Source organism: Paraburkholderia sp. BR14312, from assembly GCF_040948675.1.
Taxonomy (GTDB): Bacteria; Pseudomonadota; Gammaproteobacteria; order Burkholderiales; family Burkholderiaceae; genus Paraburkholderia; species Paraburkholderia nodosa_A.
Genome location: NZ_JBFPKI010000018.1, coordinates 1 through 18,687, shown reverse-complemented (window position 1 = coordinate 18,687; position 18,687 = coordinate 1). Strand labels below are relative to the sequence as shown.

Below are 18,687 nucleotides of genomic sequence, written 5' to 3'. Positions count from 1 at the left end.
CGCCCCGGCAGTTCCGCGCTTGTGGCGCGCATTAAGTCTGCATGAAATCGCCGTGCTGTTGCTGCTCGCCTCCGCGCCTGTAGAAACGACGGCGGCCACGCCAGACTACCTGGCGCTGCAGAGTGCCGGGCTGGTAGATGTCGTGAATGCGCGCTTTGCGCTGACCGACTCGGGCAAGGCGGTGCTCTGTCTGCTTGACAGCGCCTGAGTCCTTTCATCCGGCGCCGCGCACACCTCGATTTTGTGCACTCTGAACAAGTCGTTTCGGTCACGTAGGCACATAATACCCGCACACAGGTGCGTGCCAAACCATGCAGAATCAGGCGAGGCGGTTGATCGTGCTTTGTCACTTTGTTCGATCAGTTGAATCCCGAAGTTGGTTTCGACGAGTTGAGGGATGCTGTGGGCGCTTACTACGATGTTTATGGCATTGAGAAAATGGGTTCCGAAAGGAAGCTTTTTTCGCAATGTTCCGCTTTCAGAGCACCGCTTACGGATCAGGCATATGTCGTAGTGGTGGACAACGGTGTCTTCCGGATCGCCGTTGGTATCTCCGATGAGGGCGAGTACACACAATTCTATGAGGCGTATCTACAAGGGATCTGGCTGTCGATGAGGCTCTATCAAATCCCGACGGAAAAACTTGGAGATTGTCCGGATCAGGGGTGGCGTCCCAGCATATTGCGGGAGCGGTCCTGAAATACCTGAGTAGCCCTGTCGAGTCGGGGCAACACCGCGAATAGACGAGGGCGTACGACTCAGAAATTCGCTCGCCCCGGTCCTGAAAGCGGTCAATCTCCAGAGGCGTGGCGACATGTCCGTGCCGCGGTTTCAAGGAAGTCGTAGTGTCGAATGCCGGACTAAGGATCTTGGGCACCCCTTCGATGACCGTCTCGATCCATCGCAAATGTAACGGGAACATTCGACGTTCGCGGTCCAGCATATGAACAATTTAGCGAGCACTGACTTGATGTAACATTCCGCAATTGTTCACTCCTGCGTACCGGGATTCCTCTGTGCCTGTGCGTCTGTTCCGCTCGGCGAATGGCGACCGTAACCGTTTCGTGGCGCTTTATTACGGCATCGTCTTCAGTCTCCTGCTGGCCGCCGCAATGTTTTTGTACGAAGCACGCGTCATTGTTCAGGACAATCTCCGTGACGAGGAAGCGTTCGCGGTTCTCGGAGCCGCGACACTGGTCCTCCACGATCTGGAGAGCGCTGAAACTGGACAACGCGGCTTTCTGCTTACAGGGAATGAAAGCTATCTGAATCCGTACCGTCAAGGCATGAACGACCTCGATGGCGCGCTGCTGCGGCTTGAGCAGATCGCCGGCGTTGATCCGGACTCGGTAGAGGTCGTTCGCCGTATCGAGCAGGTGAAGACGGAAAAGGTCGCGGAACTCACCCGAACCGTAGAACTCGCGCGCACGGGGCAACGCGGTGCCGCCATTGCGCTCGTGCAGACAGACGAAGGCCGGCGTTACATGGACTCGCTTCGTCTGGATCTCGGTCAGCTACTCGACGTGTGGCGCCAGAAGCGGCGTTCGGCCACGCGCGACGCACACGAGAGAATCCAGCTGGAAACGGCCGCGCTAGCCGTCACGGCTGTGCTCGTCTGCGCCCTGATGCTGTATGCGCTGTTCGTGCAACGTCGAGCCTTCGCCAGGATTCGCGCGTGGTCAGATGTACTTGACAGACAGGCGGCACAGGATCCCCTGACAGGCCTTCCCAACCGTCGCCGGCTGCTTGCGGCCATCGCGGCCTTGACGGAGCACGCAGATCCGGCGCGGGTTGCATTGCTGTACATGGACATCGACGGATTCAAGCACGTCAATGATGCATTGGGGCACAGTGCTGGCGACTCATTGCTGTGCCGGCTGGCTGAGGCGCTCCGCGGTGCGACGCGAGAGGCCGATGTACTTGCAAGGGTCGGCGGCGACGAATTTGTATTGCTTGTTGAGGATTGCGGCGATGACAGCCAGCTTCGCGAGCTGGCGGGGCGTCTGATCTGCTGCGTGCGTTCCGCAGGAGAGCGCGAGTACAGCGGCCGTTTTCCCGTGGGCGTCAGTGTTGGAATAGCGACATTCCCCGATCGCGTGCAGAGTGTCGAGGAACTGCTCGATGTCGCTGATGCAGCGATGTATATAGCAAAGCGCATTGGCCGCTCAACCTATGCTTTCGGTTCGTCACCGGAACCGCGACGTGCGGAAATTTTGTGCCGTTCAAGCGACGGGATCGAACTGAACGAATGAAACGTTGATACGAGCGGCGGCTTTATGCAAGCGGGCACAATGCGGTATGGGTTGTCAGAGCTGAGCTTCGCTGGGGTAACGTCATTCATGTCCGGCACGATGCACCAGACGGGGGCATTAAAATAATCAGAAGGGTGCCGGTCCACTCCATTCCAGGCATAGCACTGACGCCTGATAAGAACGCCGCCGTCATACACTTGCCAGCCGCCGAGTCGAAGCGTGTAAGTGCCTCGAATGCGGTACACAGTCCCAGGCGAACGGTAGATTGCACTACAGGAATACGTCAATGCTCTTGGATAGTCGAATCGGTTGTCCCGGTCGACCGCAAACGCATAGTTTCCGTCATTTTGTGAAAGGCAATTTTCCAGATTGTGACCTGAAATTCCGCTCGGCGCAGCGATAAAATTTGCCTCGCCCCTTTTGACTAAGGAGCGGTCTTTTTTCATCTGTTTTTACGCGGCTTTCGGGCCGCGTTTTTTTTGAAATGGGCGCTCATATCATTCAAATCGAAGCTTTGGTAAGCCGCTTTGGGCAAATTACATTTGCACAGTTGGTTATGTAGTTGAAGCCTTCGCTCGACGATAACTGACTCAGGGTACGGTTGCGGTACTGCGCTCAAATCGACCTACCCCATCGCGGGACAATGACATAGGTTGGCGGCCATCACGGTCGCTCACCGTGCGGTCCCGGTGCGAGGTTGATCCTTTCGAAAGGAATTCAGTCTATGGTTGATCCAATGGTTTCCCTTTCGATCTTCGCGGATCGGATCATTTACACAGCACCAGGTATCACGGCAAAGGCGACGTCCCGCCCCGCGATGGTGGTGGTGGTTGGTACCTGGAACACGCTGCGGCTCGATACGACGGATGAGAGCCACACCGGGCGCGTCTTGCTGGTCGCCCCCAATGTCTGGCGCTCAATCACGGCGCGTGATGCCGGGCTGTATAGCGTCCAACTGGACTCGGCGAGCGAGCTTTGCCAGTACCTGCTCAAACAAGTGCTGAAAGAAAAGCGGGTTGTCGATCTATCGAACAGGGTGGATGATTTTGTAATGCGAACCGCCGCAGCGGCTCTCAATGAACGACAAGACTGCGAAATGGTGCGTGCCGGCTCGCAGGGACTGCTCAGCGCGCTGTTTCCGGAGGCAGCAAGATCGCAATCAGCCGATGCCCGCGTTGACGCGGTTGCCTCCTGGCTTCGCACTCACGTGCCGGTACGCACGGATCCGCGGCGATTGGCAGGTATCTGCGGCCTTTCGGAGAGCCGCCTCGCACATCTCTTTTCGCGAGAGACGGGTGTTGCGATTCGCGAATATCTGCTTTGGGTCAAGATGTGCAAAGCTGCGGAAATGTTTGTCGCAGATGTGACGCTCACCGAAATCGCACATTCGTCGGGATTCTCAGATCTGGCGCATTTGAGCCGGACCTTTAGGCGGTACTTCGATCTCACGCCTTCGTTTCTCTCCAATCCCGAAGCCGTTCGCCTGCAGATAAGCAAGGAACCGGTCGGCCGGAATTAAACTGGTATGAAGATTCCGCGTGAGACCCGCATGTGAACAGGATAGCGTAACTCGGCCCTCGGCGCATCGCAGGTTACAGTGCTTCGGTGGCTCCCTCTTCCTGTTCCCCGAACAGCGTGCAAAACTAGAACAGCAGTTTCATTCAAGGCGCTGCGTGCGGCTTGCGGCACAATCTGAATTAACCGACAACGCCATTGCTTACGCACTATGACGGCGAAGGCTATGCACTAGCTTTTACGTATCAATTAGCTCTCGATTATCTGGGCACGGGTATCTCCGTCATCACTAGAAGCACGGACGCGCCTGTTCGGGTATCGCGGAAGAACCGCCGGTCAATTCGCATCAGGCGAGAGGTATCGATATGGCAACAGGTCGCCGCAACGGGAGGGCAGGTGATGCGAAGTGGCTTGCCGATCATGAAATGGACCTGGCGCGAAGCGCTTCTCACATTGCTAGCATGCAACATGAAGAAAGCATGCAAGCGGCCGTCAAGGAAACCCTTCTCCAGTTTGAATCCGCATACGGAAGCGCAGAATCTAAAATATTCATGCGTGCACTCGTCAGGAAGCTGGAGGAACGGGGAAATCTCAGAGCAGTTGAAGTGCTTCGGGCATTTGTAAAGCGCGGTCATTCGCCTGGTACAACTAGGTAAGCCATCGCTCCTTGTCCTGTCTCGCAAAATCGGATACATGTGCACTTGCCGAAGTAAAACTCGCAGCTTTTACGCATGCGATTTTTTGTTCGCCTCGCCGTCGTACGCTTAGGACCGCAACGGAATTCGCAAATTGTTCGACAGCTCTAGCTGAGATTTACGAAGGCAGCAACAATTTACTCATCGTCATCATACCCGAAGGCATTTTCAGTTAATCAACGTTGCGCACAGGGGAACGTCAGCATGGCAAAGCGAATTGCTTATGTAACCGGGGGAATGGGTGGAATTGGAACCGCAATATGCCAGCGGCTCCATAGCGACGGGCTTACCGTTGTGGCCGGCTGTGGGCCGAACTCGCCGCGGCGCGAGCGGTGGCTGGCCGAGCAGGCAGCGCTCGGTTTTAACTTCACCGCGTCGGAGGGCAACGTCGCGGACTGGGAATCGACCGAGGTCGCCTTCGCGAAGGTAAAGAAGGAGCTTGGTGAGATTGATGTGCTGGTGAACAATGCGGGAATTACGCGGGACGGCGTGTTTCGCAAGATGTCACGTGAGAATTGGAACGAAGTCATTGCCACAAATCTCACCAGCCTTTTCAATGTGACCAAGCAGGTCATCGATGGGATGGTCGGCAAAGGGTGGGGGCGCATCGTCAACATCTCGTCGGTGAATGGACAAAAAGGACAGTTCGGCCAGACCAACTACTCAACCGCGAAAGCTGGCATTCATGGTTTCACGATGGCGCTTGCTCAGGAAGTCGCGTCGAAGGGTGTCACAGTGAATACGGTTTCCCCAGGGTACATTGGGACGGAGATGGTTCGGGCCGTACCTCAAGAAGTGCTGGATGTCATTATCCGGAGCATTCCAGTAGGGCGCCTTGGAGAAGCCAATGAGATTGCATCGATTGTCTCGTGGCTCGCGAGCGACGAATCGGCCTTTGCAACTGGAGCAGACTTCTCGCTGAACGGCGGCCTTCACATGGGATAACAATGTCCCTATGAGCAATTGGTCTTTGCACTCGCAATTGGCGTCAGGGCCATCGGGCGAATTCGTCCTTTTGGCGCGGAAATTGGCAGTTGAGCGCCCACCCACCTATGGCAAGGCTTTGCGTGGTGCGTACCACCCGTAGCAGGAGGTGGGGTCGGACATACCTGTGGAGGCCGACGTGGATCAATCTTGGCTGGGAATGGCTGTTGGCACGATCGTACTTGTCGTCGCTACGTTTGCGGTCATGGCGCACTACCGTCGTGAACGGCGCCGAGCCGATCTCCTGCGCAACCTTGATCACGATGACTGGTGGCAACGGCCCCGGACGCGACGTTAGGCATTTCAGGCAACAGGGTTTCGCATGCGCTTCAGCCCGCTATTTTCAGGCCGACAGCCCGTCCTCGGTTCGGTTCTGGCTGACGGCATCGACGACGACGTGAGCCCAGGACCTCGTTTGTCGGGGTGAACGGGACCCAAGGAGGAGGCCGTACATCAATGTCGGACCTCCTTGTCTTCACAGGCCAGCTTGCTTTATTGGCGGCTACGGGCGGCAAGGGCAACGACGGCGTCGCCGCCTTCGTGCAGCGTCTGCCGGGCGCGATCGGCTACGTCGAGTGGGCGTACGCCAAGCAAAATCACATGGTCTACACTGCCATGAAGAACGAGTCGGGCGCCGTTGTTCAGCCGGACACCGAAACGTTCAAGGCAGCGGCCGCTGGCGCGGACTGGAAGAAGTCGTTCTACCAGATCCTCACGAACGAGCCGGGCAAGGACGCATGGCCGGTGGTCGGCGCGACATTCGTGCTGCTGCACACGGCGCAGGACAAGCCGGACCAGGGCAAGGAAACGCTCAAGTTCTTCGACTGGGCCTTCAAGAATGGCACGCCGGCTGCTGACAGCCTCGATTACATCTCCCTGCCGCAGTCGGTCGTGAGCGAAATCGAGGCTCAATGGAAAGTCAAGGTGACAGATGCCAGCGGTAAATCAGTGGCGCCTTGAGAAATTGCGCGACTTGTATGCGCAGTCTTCGCTTGTGTCTGGTTGGAGAATCCAGTCACGATACGCTGCCATACAGTTCCTGACGCCGTGCAAGAATCGCGCTGCATCCGCTAGTCAACCTTACCCGCCGGAAGGCGGGTTTTTTATTGCCGCTCGAAAAAGGCTGCGGGAGACAGCGCGACCGAGGGGCGTCGCACGGACGGACTATCGAGCGGCCAGCGAACTTCGCGAGTACGTAAAGGCGTTTGTCTGACCACGCATCGTTGCGCTTGCAGTTTCGATATCGAAAAAAACGCGTCCAGGAGCAGGTAACCACAGCGCATTGCACGACTCGGGGCGACGATCGCCTCGGGAGCGTGTCTCGTGCAAAAGGCAAAATCCGACCCTGGGCGGTTATCCGACGCGGCGTGGCGCCAATCGCAACTTTCGAACTCTCTCCGGACCTTGATCAAGTCTCGCTTCTATGGTGCCTTTGTCGGTGACACGAATCTGTCAACTAACAGGTGATTCGCGATTGACCGTATCAATTGGTCAGAGGTCTGCGACTCCCCTCTAATGAGGATTCTCGCCGAGTACAGCGTGGGGTGCCCATGAAGACCCAGGATTCGCAGGAAGTGATTCACGAAATCGCTGTGCTGACCGCGACCTCAGAAGATGTCGTATCGCAGATGTACGCCGAGACGTTGCAGGTCTTCCGTAAGGACGCGCAGATTCTCGATTATGTGCCACTACTCGCTGCGAAGCGCGTGCGTGACACTTTGCGAGCCGCATCGAAGGCCAATCATTAACTAATGGCACGATACGTAAAGTACGGTCATCTCTGCTGTGTTCGCAGTTGTCCGTTGATTGCGGGCAACCGTCTGGTTTTGCTTGCGGTGCACAAAAAATGACAAGTACAAACGCAGACTATGAAGCGACGAAAGACGTACAAGTCGCGATCGACGGCATAGTTCGCGAGGGCCGCTTTCGCGTCTTGGGCGGCAGCGTCGTCTATTACGATAGCGAAATCAAGTTTTCGCCATATGGCATGGATCGCCCGGAAACCGTTGCACGATGGTTGCTGAGCGACCTTTGCCGGAAAGCTGACGCGCGGGCAAAAAAGAGCGGTGCGCGTGGTGACTAGGTGTCGTTAATGTTGCGTCGCAGCATTTTAGTCGGTAAACTCGAACGTCCGAACTGGCACTTCATGAGGGTAGCCATGTCCAGGCTGCAGTGCGTGATGGAAGGGAAACCCGCCACACTTCACGTCTTCGCCCAAGAAGGTGCCTGGCACTGGGGTATCAGTGTCCTTCGCGAGCGCGGCGGGGGATTCCAGGTAATTGCTTACAACGAAAGAGATTTCGCGACCGAGAGTGCAGCTATGGCGGACGGCAGTCTGGCTCTGAAGCGTATTGCCACCATGCCTGCAGCGGAATCGGGCGACACCATCGGAACTCCCTTTCCGTCAGTCGCCGAGGAACGCAGACGATACATGCGCGAGCGCGTACGTTGTGCGATGGCGCGCCTCGCAGCATGCGACGAGACGAACGCAGTCCAAGCCGCGCGCTGGGCTATCGCATGGAGTGCCCTGATCGGCGAGCAAGATTTCGATAAAACGTTGTGGAATCGACGCAAGGGTACAAGTCCCGTGGTTTGAAGCGCCCGCGCGAGGGAGCAGCGCAGCGCTACTTCTATTGTTGGACGATGCGGCGGCCGTATTCGGTATGTGAGCGGCGGATTGCGATGCGGTGCACAGCGACACGCGAACTGAGCCTGCAAGCGAAGCACCCGGCGGGATGTCACGGTCACACCGATTAGGCGGGCTGCGGGGGTTTTGTGAGCGCCGATCGGGTGGTACTCCCGCAGGTGACGCGATCTCCCGCGACCGGCCCGAGATGTCAGCATGTCGATCAGAACCACCGGGCGTGCGCGCCTCCTTCCGCGCACGAGCGAATTTTACATAAAAACAATGATCGAACTTTTCATTATATTTGATTGATATGCGATCCTAATATTAATAACTTTCACATCGAGGATTTCTCTGACTAGACACAGGGCCGCGAACAGCTCACGACACCGCCGTGTCGAAGCCTTTCCCTGACCTCGGACTGCGGTAAACGTCAATAGGTTGCCGTCACCTTCAACGATCGGCTGCTATCTAAGCGGCTAGCACCGTCGAACGCTTGCGCTTGCTAACCGAACGCGTTCTCTTATTTACGGATCGAAGTTTGAGAGTTTCGGCGAGGAGGGGTTCGGAGGCGTCCACGCCTCTCACCCGTACTTCGACTGCTCCCGTCCGGTTTGACCGTATGGATTTTGCGAAGGACTGAAGATGTGCAATGAGCTGCGCAAAATCCCAGACCTCTCCGCCCACTCTCCACGTTCTGCGCTTGTGTAGGCTGATCACAAGAATTCCGTGGCGGCGGTTTCTCGTTCGAAGATAGTCCTCAGCAAGCTGATGAGCGATCGCTCGCTCAAGTTGTGGGACTGTCCAGCCCATATTACCGTTCTTTATTTCGATAGCAACTTGGACGTCGATGGAACTGGAGGAAACAACGATGTCGGGCTCATTTCGATCGGCGACCTCGGTTTCGCGGTGCGTATGATAGCGGCCACGGCTTCGTTCGTGTAAGCGCTCGGCAAGCCAAAGCTGGACTTCCTCTTCGTCACCCGCACGAGCGAGGAGGGCGCGAGTCGACGCATCCGCGTTGTTGAACGATGCCGTGATATCGTCAACCAGGTCGATCGTCAGCCTCAGGAGCTGCATGCCATTTTTGGCTGGAGCTGAATATCCCCGGGTGAATCGAACAATTTCATCCGCACTCCATGGCACGATGTCACCGTCGGTTTGTGCTTTGCTGTGCGCGAGTTCCATAAACCTGAGCCGCGAATCGACGAAGTCTGGCTCGCACGCCAACGTCGTGATGGCGGAAAAGGCATCAACGCCACGTCTGTTCATGAGGTGTTGTAGCAACGTGCTGCGCGCCATTTCCGCGGGGTCGTGATTCGACCGCGTGCCGCCATTCGTAGGGCGATGGTCAGCAATGGGTGCATGGCGGTATGCGAGTCTTAGAAATTGAGCCAACGCTTCAATCGGCATGGTGTCCAGAGCGGCGATTGCACATCCAGAGCGACCGAAGCCATCGAACAATGCGCCCAGCCAGTACTTCACCCTGGCACTGAAGTCGTCATCGGTTTCAGATCGACCACGCATGAGCAGGGCGAGGGCGAATCTCGCGACTCCCTCGCCGTCGAGCAACGACTGGATGCTGAGATACTCGAGGACACGGTCTGTGTTGCCTGCAGCGAGCTGTCGGGAAACGCGCGTTTTGACCAACGCGAGTAGTTCTTCGCGCGGGAGTTCGCCAATACATCGACCGATAGTCCGTAGGCTATATTGCAGTGTGGTCATATCCACCGGATCTTTGGCTTTTAGAAGGACAAAGACCTCACGTGCGACCGCGCTTCGAGCAGCGGTTTCGCTGTATGCAGTGTTCATCAGGATGTCGCTATAACGCCCCCCAGATCGAAACTCAAGTCGAGCCCCCGAAACGATTTCCGGTAGGACTACGGTGCCTTTTGAGTGGAGAAGTTGGTCGACCCACGTTGCCTTGATCGATCCAGCCATGATCGCGTGCCTGATTGCCATTCGCGCTTCTGCATCGGTGAGCTTGCTGGGCCAGCCTGGCTCAGCGCTCTCAAGCTCCAAGGCATCAATCGCTAAAACACTTACATGCTTGGTCGTGTACGTTCCGTCCACCTTAACTAGCGGGCGCTCCGGTTTAATGCGCCTCCATACCAGGCGCATTCCATTTGCGTAGTGCTCCGCAACCTCGTTGCTGAAAGCTGTCCGCAGAAGACGCCACGAGGACATCCCTTCCATTTCTCTTTGAGCCGCCGTGAGCCGTACCCACTTTGTGAGGTGGTGGAGCCGGTGTAAGCCTGACTTCCATGACGATAGCGCCTCTTCCTTGTCCAGTAACTCCGGGCAGGCAATCAAGCTTGTGCGTAAATTTCTCCACGATTGCTTTGCTGCACTGTTTTCGAACTCCCTCTTTCTTTCAAACTCCGCGTGTGTGAGCTCCCATTCTTCAGGCTTGCGCGGCGTTGTGTACTCGGTGAAATCATTCTGCAGCGCAGGATCGTTTGACAGCAGCTCGTCGAAGGCGAGTGGGCAATTCTCGACTTGGTTGTTGGCGAGCAGGGCCAAGTAAACGGCACTGAATGCAATCCGCCGTTCGTGCTCGTTCGCCTTCCGGCTCGCATCCTTGATTAACCATTCGACATCGGTGACATTGGTTGCCCACAGTGTTCGACCCATGTGAGGACCGATCTGGAACACACGCACAGGCAACGTCTGCTTGATGTTTCCTGTGCGAGTTGTCCCGGCATCCGCCCACATGAGCTGCCGATTGAGCGCCTTGTCGGCGCGGACCCATTTTGCGAGTGCATCAATGTCATCGCTGTCTCCACTGGCTCGCGGCGCACGTTCGACAGCCATCAGAAGGCGCAATACGCCGTGCGGAATTTCGCCTGATTCGCACTGAGCGAGTTCCGTCAAAGCGAGTTTCGCGATTCCACTGCAAAGCTCTGCGTGCCGGTTGTTCGAATCGTCGACTTCGTCAATCTTCAGTGACGGAAGTACAAGTTCAGCTATCCCCTGTACCAGCTGTAGCTGCGCGGTGCGCGTAGGAGCACGATTGTGTAGTTCGGCTAGGTGCGATGCGAATCCTTCGCTCGAGAACGGTTTTGCAACTCGTGAGCGATCGATAAGCTGCAGCAGGTCTGCAGTACTTAGGTAGCGCGGATACAGCGCAAGTGCAAATTCGGGGGCGAGCCGTGCGCTCAGGCGGTCCGGTTCAGACCGGACCTGCTTTGCCAGCGCCTGCAGCCCGGAAACATCTTCGCACGCTACAAGTGCACGCGCACCGACCAGCCGGAGATACTGATCCTGTGCGTGATCGAGCGCGACTCTCCTTGCCAATGGAACGCAGCGCTTGACTCTCCCTTCTTCTATGATCTGCAGAAGATGCAAGCGAAAGTTCGATCTCTCGTTCTTGTTCCAGGCTCGTGTGATATCAGCGGCGAGTTGTGGATCCGAGAACATCCACGCTGCCCGGTAATCGACGTTCTCGGCGTCAAGTTGCCCGGTCGCATCGAGGCTGGCGTATGAGTCCAGCAACGCTCCCCGAACTTCGATGGGCAAGGATTTCGGATCGCCATGCACCATAAGCGCAACCGGTTCCCGGTTGATCAGCTCGTCGCGAAACGAAGGTATCCAGTGGGACAACCATGCGCATACGGCAAGCAGCGTGGGCACCACGGTCTTGACACCGTAGGGTTCTACAAATAGAAGTCGATGGATCTCGTGCTGCGGGCAATTTTCCTCAAGCAACGACCGAAGCCAGCAAGCCGCGAGGTATTCCTGCGTCGAACGGTGGTGGAATTTCACCCTTCCGTAGGTGCTCGGCGCAAACAATCCAGTGCGCAGCAGGGCGTTCACGGATTTCTGATCCCAGTCGACTAGGACGCTGGACGCGTCGATAGCTCCAGGCGACAGAGCGGGATCGGCATCCTGTCCCGGCGCTTTCAGTGAAAAGGTTTTACCCAAGACCAACGCAGCCGCCACGCGCTCTGCACCTTGCCTTGCCTTTTCCGGGCTCAGGATCGCGGCCTCGGGCCGGTAGACGTCCTCTTCCCGCAACTTGCGGCGGATACTCTCCTCGGTCATGGTGAGAAGGGATCCGAACGCCTTGTGTGCAGCCCAGTAGCCGATAAGGTCGATGAGATCACCGGGGCGTTCGGCCATAGTTTCAAGCCCCGCGAGTTCAATGGCGCGTCTGAATGCTTGGCCGTCCAGGCCCGCGGCGTCAGCCATTTGCGCCATCTGGTCGCCACTCAATGGTGCGAGTTGAACCACTGATAGCTCGCGTGGCTTGACCCGTGGTTCCTTCTGTCGCGAGTTGCGGCTTTGGTGTTTCTCCGCGTTAAACAGTGGCGAGAGCAAGACTTCCTCAGCGTCCGCCATCGGGGCTGTCGCGTGTTCGACGTCCTCAAACGGCAACTCCGTTTGGAGCGCATCGCGATCGGACTTTCCCCTCCAATCGCTAGCCCGACAGCTGACGACGACGAACGCACGGTTCAGGTTGTCACGACCGAGCTCCTTCCGGAAGGTTTCGAGTGCGGACGAGAAGCGTTTGCCGTTAAGGCGTGCCTCATCGACCGAGTCCAGAAAAAACCACGCGTCACCAGAACTGGACGCCTTCCACGCTCGAAACAACCCGACATCCTCATCGTCGAGTGCTACGAGGAATCCGCGGTCGGCCAAGTCTTCGATTCTGACAAAGAACGCTGCCCGGCCGTCGCCCTTCAGGCACTTTACGCGATGTTCAAGTTCTCTCGTTTTCCCACTCAACGCTTCAGCAAGAAGGACAACACGGCGCCGCGTCAATAGCTCGGGCCAGCCGAGCCATCCCCCGTACTTACGGCCCCAGTGTGGACCCCATTCGAGCGTCGCGTCTTTGTCGTTTGCCAGCGGGACAAAATGTCGATCGAGATCCACGAAGTCCATATCGATACCGCCCTTTTATTTTTGGAGCACACTCGTAATGCCTGCATCAAAGCAGATCGCGAAAAACCAATGCAACTGCAGCGTTCTTCGTGCAATGTCGCGCAACTTCGCCATAAAAGCCGTGGACATGGATATCCGTTTGCGACGGGCAAAAAAAACGGCCCGCAAGGTTGCGGGCCGTCGTATAGGCGGGGAGGGAACTGCCGCGGGAACGCGCCCAGACCGGACAGAACCCTTGCCCCTTTTTTCGGTTGTCGTCAGATGCTTCGCGACAGAGCCTATAGAATAAGCGTTTTCCCATCTCGACGCAATCCATGCGCATTGATCCCCGGATGTCCGCGGCACCGGCCCTTACTCGGCGTCAGCGCTACGTTGCAGAATGCTGGTACAACTTGGTTCACGAGGCGTCACTCGACGCGTTCCGCTTGCGGACGATGAACCCGTGCAACGCGATCCGTGAACTACGACGCGTTTGCATCGACGGGGTGAGCGAAGGGCATCGGCTCCAAGTTGCGGCGGAGGCGCGCTCGATTCTTAAATTCGATGCGGTTATCAATCATCCATCCGAGTTCGCTCGCCGAGCCAAAGACTTGGTTGACCTACTCGACAAGCCCTCCGGAAAACTGACGGAAAGCTCTGGACAGGTCACGTTGTCGTGGCGTCTGATCGATACCTTCTGTCGCGAACTGCAGGTCGACCTCCAGTCGCTATATATCACCCGGTCGATTGCATTGTTGCGGGACCTGGTCACGCAGCCGGACGGAGCGAGCATCGATGACGACGCGAGTGCGCTGAGGACCCTCGGCAGCGTCGTCGGAGCGCTCCTGAGCGTTCTCGTTGACACGGGGTGGACGCTGGAAACGCTCTTCTGGCTTCACAAACAACACCTTGGCCAGTGGCAGCCGACCAATGGTCATCCGTACGATTTCAACCTCGCGCTTCGCCGGACTGTCGCACGCATCGAGCGTCCGCCGCAAGACTATACGGTGATCTTCACGCTGGCAAGCGTATCCCGGCCCGAAGAGTTTCCGGAGACGATCGCAGATATCAATTTCTCAAGCGCCGCGCCGGCCCTTCCCGAAGGAACCAAGAGCGGCGCTCGCCGGTTTGCCACCGAAGGCGGCGGCAAAGTGTTTGCGTCCACGACAGTTCTGGCGTCGGAAGCGCGCATGGCCGGTGCAATCGCGCGGGACCGCATCGCTCGGGTGCTCGACGTAATGCGATACAGCTACGAACGTCGGCAGATACAGCTGTCTGAGAAGTTTCTCGTATCCACCTCGTCGCGCCGCGCTCCCGGGTTGGTTGACCTTGCCGGGGAGTCGATCCCTAATCCGCGCGCGTCCGTCAGCACGGCGCAGTTTGAGCGCTTCATGGGGCAGATCCAACGGCTCGCCGGTCACGAAAACGTCGAACCCGGCGCGCAGGATCGGATCTATTCGGCGTTCCGGCTTTACCGACTCGGGAGCGAAACGACAAATCTCGAAAACAAGCTCGTCAACTGGTGGACTGCTCTAGAGTTCATGACCAACGATGTTGATAGCACCAACATTGGCGTCACTGTCGAAAACGCGCTGGCTCCTGTGGTCACCCTGGAGTACCTTCCCAAGCATCTGCATGCGTTGCGTCTCGTGCTCATTGAACTGGGCGCGCAACTGGTTGATCCAGACACACAAGCTGCGATCGCTCTGGGAAACATGACGCTCGTTGATCTGTATTCGCTCTTAAAAAAACAGCCTGTCGTCACTGCTGTTCTGGCTACCTGCGCCGATCACCCCTACATCTGGTCAGCGGCAAAGGAGTTGCTTGACGCGCTATCGAATTTGGGACGACTTAAAGGCAAACTGAGTAGCCACTCGGACCGCTTGAAATGGCATATTCGTCGAATTTACCAGGCTCGAAATGACGTTGTTCATAGCGCGAGGCGGATAGGCAGTGCCCGACTGCTGTGTGCAAACCTTGAAGTCTATTTGAAGTATGCGCTCGATGGATTTCTTGTGGAGTTGCAATTTCAGCCAACGCTCAAGAGTGCGAACGAATATTTTGATCGGCGCGCGCACACGCTCAATCGGATTCTTGGCGAACTCGAGGCCAACAAAGAGGATCGACTTCTCGTGTGGCTGACGCAATCCGACGAAGGCTTTCAGTGAACCTTCCTGAAGCATCGACCGGTTTGAACATCTTCGTGGATGAATCTGGCACGTTCGTCCTCTCGAACCGAAAGAATGCGTTCTGCGTGGTTGCTGCCTATGTTGTTCCAGGCCGGCAGCTGGAAGAGGTGGCGGGTCTCGTCACCGCGCTCAGAACGAAGTCAGGGGCGGGGGCCGAAACCAAGCTTCGCGACCTCCCGGACGAAGGTTATGCAGCGTTTCTCGACCAACTTCGCGGTCTGGATGGATTGGCCTTCGCGGTTGCAGTCGACGTCGGTCTTCATCGCGGCCGGCAAATAGAGCATCACCGGAACATGCAGGCGCAGAAAATTCGTCAAAACGCTCCGCGGATGCTGTACGAGGAGGGCCGCGCCGCGGTCACCGCGCTTGCCGACGGAATTGAGAAGCTGCCTTTACAGCTTTATACACAGCTCGTTTGCCAGGTGGGGTTGTTTCACACCATCCTAACAAGGGCGCTGGTCTACTACGTGCAGCGGGACCCTTGTACCCTAGCTGCGTTTCGTTGGCGTGTAGATCGCAAAGCGCAGTCTCCAACGAAATACGAGCGAGCGTTTAAGGAAATTCTGGCCGGCCTTCTGCAGTCACGCTCACTCCAGGACCCGATGATCATGCTCGAAGGCGCCGATTACAGCTACTTTCGACGGTTCGAGTATGAAGATGGTCAAGCGCCCGAATACCTGCAGCGCGAATACGGACTATCGATTAACTCGGGAACAAATCTCGGAAAAATTCTCCACGAAGACTTCCAGTTCGTCGATTCCGACTGTTCCGCAGGCATTCAGGTCGCCGACCTTGTCGCCGGTGGCGTGAGGCGGCTGCTTCGTGGAGGGTTTGAGCAACCAGGGCGTATCGCGCGAGCGCTCGGCTGCAACATGCTTCAGCGTGAACATAACGCGCCGCCGATTGCGCTGGTTTCGTTAGATCGGACGGGCTACGTTAATCAACCGATCTCGCAGTTGCTCAGAATGATGAGTGCGTACACTCGCCCGATGCTGGCGCCGGGGTTTGGTCGCTGACATCCGTAGGGTCAGCGATTGTCCGCCGACGCCCAAGTTTGATACTGGACCACAGAAACGGGGGACGTCCCGATAACCCGACGCGCGATCGAAGCCGCGTGACTGTGCCAGCAAGCGGCGACCGCCTTAGCTCACCGAATCCGACCAACGCAGATAGAAAAGCAGATAGGGATCTCGGATATCCAATACATCGTTATCGGCGTCCCACTCGATGATACTGTTTGCCTCGGCCGAGTTTGCAATGGTCGCGATTTGATCGCATGCGCCGATCACACTTGAGCCACTTGGCACCGAATCGGAGCAGATCGCGCGAATCCGGTCCTGCAGTTGCTGATAACGGAAAGTAAGATTGGGTGGGTCTGAGCTGAGCGCGAGCAGCACGATTCGATAAACGTCCCCCGTCCCGCCCAATTTCAATGGGTGCTGCGTTCTTTCCGTGCCGCGCGTCTTGGGTCCTTCCTTCAGCTTTTCCACCAAGGAGGTGTAGTCGGCTGTGGCTACCGTGCGAAAGCAGACTGCATTTATGAATGCGCGCGTATTTGGCAATGTCACAGGTTCGCTGGCTCGGGCTTTGTTTTTTGATTCGAAGCACGCCTCAAGACACATCGTCTGCATGAGTTGAGGCGAGCCTGCAGCCTCGTCGGCAATGAGCGCAATTGACTGCGGATCAAGAGCCAGATTTAGCACTCTGAACCCCAACTCGGCGATCTTTGCTAGGTTTTCGCGAGTCCAGTAATCGAAGTCGATCGCAACCACTCGACCACGAAGATCGCTGTTTGCGCGCAATACGTCATCCGCATGATAGGGAACCGAAGCGCACACGATTCTCACGTCCTTCGCGATGGCTTCCTTGATCTGACGAGCAACTTCTTCTTGGATTTCTCGCGAGATATAGTGGAAGTCGTCGATGAACACGACGTATTCCGTTCCAGATAGCAAGCGAATCAGCTGCTGCAGAGCGTCAAGCTTATGGGTTGCCGAAACCGTTTCCTTACCGCCGGTGGCGTCGGCATAAAGGCCGCTACCCTCCACCTTTGCAACCATAAGATTTCCGGTCGCTTTTACACCACCCGTCACCGTACTCTGGTTGTTGGTTTCTGAACTGACGGTTTGGTTATCCGCTTCCCCGAGAAGATCGAAAACGCGACGCCACAGATCGTCGGGATGGTTCACGTTTGCACCGGTGATCGCCAACAGGTTTTGCTTGCCCACAAGATTTTCAACGAATGCGGTCTTCCCTGACTTCGACGGGCCGGAAATGGAGATAAGTGTGGATCCGCGTTCGACCGCGTCCTCAAATTTCTCCCGTCGCTCTGTCAAGTGATCGGTTACGAACGTGTGCGATGGCGTGCGATTGGGCGTGAACACATCGCGCGCGCGAAGAGTGGTTTCGGTCATTTTATCTGTGGAGGAAAGCAGTTCGTCCCGCGCGAAGTATACGTCGTTCTGAAGAACGAAGAGGTTCTGTTGTCGCGCAGTTCGTATTTTCACACGCTCTCACCCCCAACGCTCCGGTCAACTGGCCACTTGCGCGCGCGGCTCTATGTCCGCGAAGGCCTCGGTGTATGCCTCGCGCAGAGCACGGTAGTCTTCAACGAGCTGCGCCCGCGTCGCCCGAATAGAGCGTCTCGAGCTCCCTAAGAACCGTGAGCCTTTCCAGTGCCAATGCGATGCTTCCGAGGTGGTCTAGACGGGGAAGGGCCTCCAAGGCCCCTGACTTAAATGGCGTCGCCAGCGCGACGGATCACGATGTCGGAGCCGTGTCCCAATTGCTTTGCCCAGACACGCACTGCGGCCTCGACGTCCGCCGGCGGTGTTTCAGCGTGTACAACCTTCGCAGTAGCGGGGTCGGCTGGGTCATCCGGTTCTTCCGCAGCCCACCAGCTGCGATCCCCGCGCACGCAGACGGTGTAGCGTTTGTCGTCAATCGTCACATCCCAACTCTCGGCCACGTCATCTCCAGGCGCGGCTTGCAGGGCAGCGGAAAGCATGCGCGCGGCTCGTTCTAGATGACGATCAACGACGTCCTGCTCAATGGAGAGATCTCGCAACCCGAAAACAAGATTCATCCGAAGGCCATCGACCTCTGCAGCGTACTCGTTGGCGATCTTCGTGCCGAAACCAGCGGACAGCGGCTTCCACTGGACCTTCGCCAAACCCGGGATAATTCGTCCAAGCTGCGCAGCGGTTATCAAGGCGCCGGGCCTTAGCAACGCAGGCGCCGGGTTGTCGCCACCAGCAGGACTGATCGTCAGCCACACGCTGGTGTCAAGGATCTGCATGGTTCGACGGTTGCTCAATGGTGGGCGATCGTCGATCGGCCCCATAATGAGGGTAAGTGGTGTCATTTTGGTCCTCGGTCTATTTTTTCACGCAACTGCTAGCGTCATTTTACATAATATAATTTATCGAACCTTTTGGATGTGAGGGCTACGTCCTAATGTCGTGTTCTGGCTATTTACAGATGTCGTGTTTTTGAGCGCTGGCAAGCTGGCAGACTGCTGCAACCGCTGCGGGGCCTGCCATGAAGCCGGACACGACGCTGGT

The 18,687-nt window shown here is 57.0% G+C and carries 13 protein-coding genes and 1 pseudogene; 11 read left to right on the top strand and 3 right to left on the bottom strand.

The window, feature by feature from the left end; translation table 11 throughout:
- The first annotated feature begins 52 nt into the window (after positions 1–52).
- The 9 genes and pseudogenes from AB3X98_RS37205 (at position 53) to AB3X98_RS37165 (ending at position 8,042) form a co-directional block, all read left to right on the top strand.
- Positions 53–208: a hypothetical protein gene (locus AB3X98_RS37205; protein WP_368605358.1), complete on the top strand. Its 156-nt coding sequence runs from the start codon at positions 53–55 to the stop codon at positions 206–208.
- A gap of 143 nt (positions 209–351) precedes the next feature.
- Positions 352–699, top strand: a complete 348-nt coding sequence (locus tag AB3X98_RS37200; RefSeq protein ID WP_368605359.1) for a hypothetical protein — start codon at positions 352–354, stop codon at positions 697–699.
- A gap of 317 nt (positions 700–1,016) precedes the next feature.
- Positions 1,017–2,252 carry a diguanylate cyclase gene (locus tag AB3X98_RS37195; RefSeq protein WP_368605360.1) on the top strand — a complete coding sequence of 412 codons (1,236 nt, stop codon included), beginning with the start codon at positions 1,017–1,019 and terminating at the stop codon, positions 2,250–2,252.
- A 724-nt stretch (positions 2,253–2,976) separates the two neighbouring features.
- On the top strand, positions 2,977–3,771 hold the full coding sequence (locus tag AB3X98_RS37190) for a helix-turn-helix transcriptional regulator (protein ID WP_254334985.1): 795 nt from the start codon (positions 2,977–2,979) through the stop codon (positions 3,769–3,771).
- Between the two features lie 895 nt (positions 3,772–4,666).
- Complete coding sequence (locus tag AB3X98_RS37185; RefSeq protein ID WP_254334987.1) at positions 4,667–5,407, top strand: 3-ketoacyl-ACP reductase; 741 nt, start codon at positions 4,667–4,669, stop codon at positions 5,405–5,407.
- Positions 5,408–5,950: 543 nt separating this feature from the next.
- Positions 5,951–6,406, top strand: a pseudogene (locus AB3X98_RS37180) (phosphate ABC transporter substrate-binding protein PstS); the annotation flags it as partial.
- Between the two features lie 590 nt (positions 6,407–6,996).
- Positions 6,997–7,194: a DUF3562 domain-containing protein gene (locus AB3X98_RS37175; protein WP_254334989.1), complete on the top strand. Its 198-nt coding sequence runs from the start codon at positions 6,997–6,999 to the stop codon at positions 7,192–7,194.
- A gap of 98 nt (positions 7,195–7,292) precedes the next feature.
- The gene (locus AB3X98_RS37170) at positions 7,293–7,529 is read left to right on the top strand and encodes a hypothetical protein (protein ID WP_368605361.1); all 237 of its coding nucleotides are present in this window, start codon (positions 7,293–7,295) and stop codon (positions 7,527–7,529) included.
- A gap of 75 nt (positions 7,530–7,604) precedes the next feature.
- Positions 7,605–8,042, top strand: coding sequence for a hypothetical protein (locus tag AB3X98_RS37165; protein WP_368605362.1), 438 nt, complete (start codon positions 7,605–7,607; stop codon positions 8,040–8,042).
- Between the two features lie 501 nt (positions 8,043–8,543).
- Here the strand turns inward: AB3X98_RS37165 and AB3X98_RS37160 are convergent.
- On the bottom strand, positions 8,544–12,947 hold the full coding sequence (locus AB3X98_RS37160; protein ID WP_368610406.1) for a hypothetical protein: 4,404 nt from the start codon (positions 12,945–12,947) through the stop codon (positions 8,544–8,546).
- 323 nt (positions 12,948–13,270) lie between these two features.
- Here AB3X98_RS37160 and AB3X98_RS37155 point away from each other — a divergent pair, with 323 nt between their 5' ends.
- Together AB3X98_RS37155 and AB3X98_RS37150 are read left to right on the top strand one after the other, a co-directional pair.
- Positions 13,271–15,103, top strand: a complete 1,833-nt coding sequence (locus AB3X98_RS37155) for a hypothetical protein (protein ID WP_368605364.1) — start codon at positions 13,271–13,273, stop codon at positions 15,101–15,103.
- A complete protein-coding gene (locus AB3X98_RS37150) occupies positions 15,100–16,140 on the top strand; it encodes a DUF3800 domain-containing protein (RefSeq protein ID WP_368605365.1) in 1,041 nt (346 codons plus the stop codon). The genes AB3X98_RS37155 and AB3X98_RS37150 overlap by 4 nt, the downstream gene beginning before the upstream one ends.
- A 126-nt stretch (positions 16,141–16,266) precedes the next feature.
- Here AB3X98_RS37150 and AB3X98_RS37145 read toward each other — a convergent pair whose 3' ends face one another.
- Together AB3X98_RS37145 and AB3X98_RS37140 are read right to left on the bottom strand one after the other, a co-directional pair.
- On the bottom strand, positions 16,267–17,631 hold the full coding sequence (locus tag AB3X98_RS37145; protein WP_368605366.1) for a hypothetical protein: 1,365 nt from the start codon (positions 17,629–17,631) through the stop codon (positions 16,267–16,269).
- A gap of 227 nt (positions 17,632–17,858) precedes the next feature.
- A complete protein-coding gene (locus tag AB3X98_RS37140) occupies positions 17,859–18,488 on the bottom strand; it encodes a hypothetical protein (RefSeq protein WP_368605367.1) in 630 nt (209 codons plus the stop codon).
- Between the last annotated feature and the right edge of the window lie 199 nt (positions 18,489–18,687).